Genomic DNA, 3,670 nt, shown 5'->3' with positions numbered 1-3,670 from the left:
ATGGGCGGCAACGCGACCCGGCTCGGCGCGCTCGTCGGCGGCCCGCTGCTGGCCGGCGCGCTCTGGGGCCGGCGGCCGCTGGCGCTGGCCCGGCCCGCCCGCCGACCACCAGCCATGCCGATCCCAGTCGGCACCGAGCCGGCACCCGCGGCGAACTGACAACGCCAGACTTGGAGTGCGCCGCAGTCGCGAGGCTGCACCGCCACCGCGGGGCACGCCAAGGCGAACCCACGGGCTGCGCCCTCCAAACGCGGAAACCACGAGACTATGGGCAGGATTGACGCTTTAGCTGCATCTATCAACCGTTCCCAGCCCATCAAACGCACGTTCGGCCTTGCGCAAAACTTAGAGGCTAGATATCCTCCTCGGCGTCCCGAACACCAGGAGGATCTATGAGAATTGGTAACCGTGCGTCCCGCTGGGCGTGTATCGCTGTGGCCGCAGGAGCACTCATCGGCGCAGCACCCTCATCTGCAGCCAGCGTTGGAGTCGGGCCCTGGACACTGCTGGAAGGCAGTGCCTCGACCTGGAATCACTACCAGACAAGCGGTCGAGATGGGGGCCAGGCATTCCGCTGGACCGTTGACACCGCACACTCGACGAGGGTCAGTACGAACTCGTGCAGCGATTACGCCGCGTTCGGCATCGTCGATATTGGCGCGCATTACACCGCCTATAAGACAATTTCGTACGTCGGTTCTGACCACGCACCGGCGTGCATCGCCCTGCGGGGCCGCTCCCTTTTCGGAACGCAGTCGGGGCTCTACGGCAACTTTCTCTACTAGGCGATACACCGTGCACACTAATCTCCGTTCTTACCGCAAGTACATGATCGCGTCGACCGTCACGTTGGGAGCGGCCTTCGGCCTCGTTGCGTCCGCAGTGGCTACCGATACGGCCGGGCCGCAGTCCCAAAACGCCGCCGCGACGGCTCGGACTTCCGTGGACCAGGCTCGCGCTCTGTCCTCAGCTCCTCAGGTCTCGATCGACGGCGCCGCGCTCTCGCCCCACTACTCCGATGTCTCGGATCTCAGGCGGGTCGGGGCCGAGCTCGCCGCCAAGATACCTACGCCTGCTCCTTTGCCGATCTCTGTCAACTGGGAAGCGGCTGCGGAGACGGGCGGCGACAATCGCGCTGCCATGCAGGCCGTCGTTGAGTTCAACGCAGCTTGCAAGTGGTACGTCTACTCCACCTCCACGTCAGGTTCGCTAGCTAGCGGGCAGACGATCAGGGTCTTGGAGACCATTCCAACGTGGCCTACGTTCCGGGGCACCTTCAAGGCAGATTGGGCGTCCCAACTCAACGAGGCCGTTCGTTCAGCCGACTTCGACTCCGTCCGGCAGTTCATCATGGCGAACTGCTGACGTTCAGCGCTGCTCGGCTCTCTCCCGAGCCGAGCGGCGCTGAAGCCCTCCGGGGGCCAGCAGTGCAACCCCGTCGACCGTCCGCTGTGGGCCGCCGACGCGGCAACGTCCCACAGCCGATGGCCGGCGCCGACCGCTCAGGCCTCGGCGGTCGCCGGCACCGGCGCGATCACGTTCGCGATCCGGCGGCGGTGGTGGCCCGCGCCGCCGAGCAGGACGGCGTCGATCTGCGCCCGCTTCATCAGCCAGTGGAGGTCCGCCTCCCAGGTGAAGCCGATCCCGCCGTGGAGCTGGATCGCCTGGGCGGTGACCGTCCGGCCGGCGTCGGAGGCGGCGGCCTTGGCCATCGCCGCCGCGACCGGCAGCTCGGCCGGGTCGCCCGCGTCCGCGACCCAGGCCGCGTGGTAGGTCAGGATCCGCGCGAGCTGGACGTCGTGGGCGGGCCGGCGCACGTCGCGCCGGCCCGCTCGCCGGCTTCCGAGGCAACCGTCTCCGCCGACTAGCGCCCGGCCCCCTCGCGCACAGGGGCCTCCGCGACCGGTGTGGAGGCCCCGAAGCCGGCCGCGACGATCTCGTCCGCGACCCGCTGGGGCTCGTCGAGCGGCAGGAACGTCCGGCCGCCAGCGACCTCGACCAGGCGCACGTCCGGAAGGACCTTGGCCAGTCGCCGCGCGAGGTCGACCCGGAAGAACCGGTCGGCGCTGCCCCACACCAACAGGACCGGCTTGGCGAAGCCCGACAGCCGCGAGGCGACGTCGAGCAGCTCACCGGGGTCGACGGCCCGCAGGAAGGCGACGGTGTCGCGGCGGACGTCCGGGTCGTCGAGGCAGGGTGCGACCCAGCGCGCGGTCACGTCGGCGGGCAGCGGCCGATCGACGAGCAGCCCGAAGCCCAGCGCCGAGTGGCGCAGCACGCGCAGCCGCATCGGAGCGAGCGCCAGGCGCACCCGCCGTGGCGTGCTCAGGAGACGGAACAACCGGTCGAACGGGGCCGGCGGGAACTGGTCGAAGGCGTCGCAGTTCGTCAGCACCAACCGGCCGACCCGCGAGGCGTCGGTGTCGACCACGAACTGGCTGATCGCGCCACCGGAGTCGTTGCCGACCAGGGTGACGTCCTCGAGGTCGAGTGCCTCGAGGAACTCGATCACCGTCCGGGCGACGCCCCGCGGCGACTGGTCGGCGTCGGCCGCCATCGCGATCGTGTGCGAGCCGAGCGGCCAGGTCGGCGCGTACGACCGGACGCCGTGGCGGGCGAGCGCCGCGGCGGTTCCGGCCCAGAGCGCGCCGTCGACCAGGAAGCCGTGGACGAAGACGACCGGCCTGGCGGCGTCCGGAGGGCCGGCGACGCGGTACTCGACGGTCCCGTGCGAGAGGGTGACGGTGGGCATGCGGACTGCTCCTCGGAGTAGGTTGACGTACACCTGCTCCGCAACATACGTACTGCCTGTATGAAAGTCAATCGCCCCCGCACCCAGGCCGATCGCTCGGCCGCGACCAAGGACGCCCTCGTGCACGCCGCCCGGCCGCTCTTCGCGGAGCACGGCTTCAGCGGCGTCGGGACCGAGGCGATCGTCCGCGCCGCCGGGGTCACGCGGGGGGCGATGTACCACCAGTTCGCGGACAAGACCGAGTTGTTCGCCGCCGTCTTCGAGGCCGTGGAGGCCGACGTGATGGCCCGCATCGCGGCGGTGGTCTCTGCCGAGGAGCGGGCCGACGAGGCGGTCGATCCGATCGCCATGATGGAGCTCGGCGCCAACGCCTGGCTCGACGCCTGCGCCGACCCGGAGGTCCAGCGGATCGTCCTGATCGAGGCCCCGTCGGTGCTCGGCTGGGAGCGCTGGCGCGAGATCGGCATGCGCTACGGCGTCGGCCTGGTCGAGGCGATGATCGCGCACGCGATCGAGGTCGGGCGGCTTCCCGCACAGCCGGCCAAGCCGCTGGCCCACGTGATCATCGGCGCGATCGACGAGGCCGCGCTCTACGTCGCCCGCGCGGACGACCCGACGGCCGCGCGCGAGGAGATGCGGTTCGTGGTCGGCCGCCTGCTCGTCGCCCTCGCGACCGACGAGCGCTAGCCGCCCGCGTCGGACGCTCGACGTCGGGGCGCAAGGGGTCGCCCCGCGGCCCCTGCCGCCGACCGGGTTCGTGGACGCCGACGGCGTCGCATCGAACCGGTCGGCGGCGGGGCCGTCCCTCGCCCCGCCGCCCGCTCGCTCGCTCAGGCCTCGGCGGTCGCCGGCACCGGCGCGATCACGTTCGCGATCCGGCGGCGGTGGTGGCCCGCGCCGCCGAGCAGGACGGCGTCG

General features: G+C 71.1%; 3 protein-coding genes and 1 pseudogene. 2 read left to right on the top strand and 2 right to left on the bottom strand.

Annotation, left to right across the window (positions count from 1 at the left end; translation table 11 throughout):
- The first annotated feature begins 828 nt into the window (after positions 1–828).
- Complete coding sequence (locus ACVUH9_RS22170; RefSeq protein ID WP_475761014.1) at positions 829–1,365, top strand: hypothetical protein; 537 nt, start codon at positions 829–831, stop codon at positions 1,363–1,365.
- Positions 1,366–1,502: 137 nt separating this feature from the next.
- Here the strand turns inward: ACVUH9_RS22170 and ACVUH9_RS22165 are convergent.
- Both ACVUH9_RS22165 and ACVUH9_RS22160 read right to left on the bottom strand, forming a co-directional pair.
- Positions 1,503–1,835 (bottom strand): annotated as a pseudogene (locus ACVUH9_RS22165) (acyl-CoA dehydrogenase family protein); the annotation flags it as partial.
- A 29-nt stretch (positions 1,836–1,864) separates the two neighbouring features.
- Positions 1,865–2,752, bottom strand: coding sequence for an alpha/beta fold hydrolase (locus ACVUH9_RS22160; RefSeq protein WP_475761012.1), 888 nt, complete (start codon positions 2,750–2,752; stop codon positions 1,865–1,867).
- A gap of 60 nt (positions 2,753–2,812) precedes the next feature.
- Here ACVUH9_RS22160 and ACVUH9_RS22155 point away from each other — a divergent pair, with 60 nt between their 5' ends.
- Complete coding sequence (locus ACVUH9_RS22155; RefSeq protein WP_475761010.1) at positions 2,813–3,439, top strand: TetR/AcrR family transcriptional regulator; 627 nt, start codon at positions 2,813–2,815, stop codon at positions 3,437–3,439.
- Positions 3,440–3,670 lie beyond the last annotated feature (231 nt).

This window comes from Patulibacter ginsengiterrae (genome assembly GCF_056269115.1).
The sequence above is the reverse complement of the archived record's forward strand: the minus strand, read 5'-3'. Positions and strand labels throughout refer to the sequence as shown.

What these genes read in the sequence shown, in the direction of transcription:
- ACVUH9_RS22160 (WP_475761012.1), bottom strand. Translation starts at nt 2,752, where the DNA reads ATGCCCACCGTCACCCTCTCGCACGGGACCGTCGAGTACCGCGTCGCC.
- ACVUH9_RS22155 (WP_475761010.1), top strand. Translation starts at nt 2,813, where the DNA reads ATGAAAGTCAATCGCCCCCGCACCCAGGCCGATCGCTCGGCCGCGACC.
- ACVUH9_RS22170 (WP_475761014.1), top strand. Translation starts at nt 829, where the DNA reads ATGATCGCGTCGACCGTCACGTTGGGAGCGGCCTTCGGCCTCGTTGCG.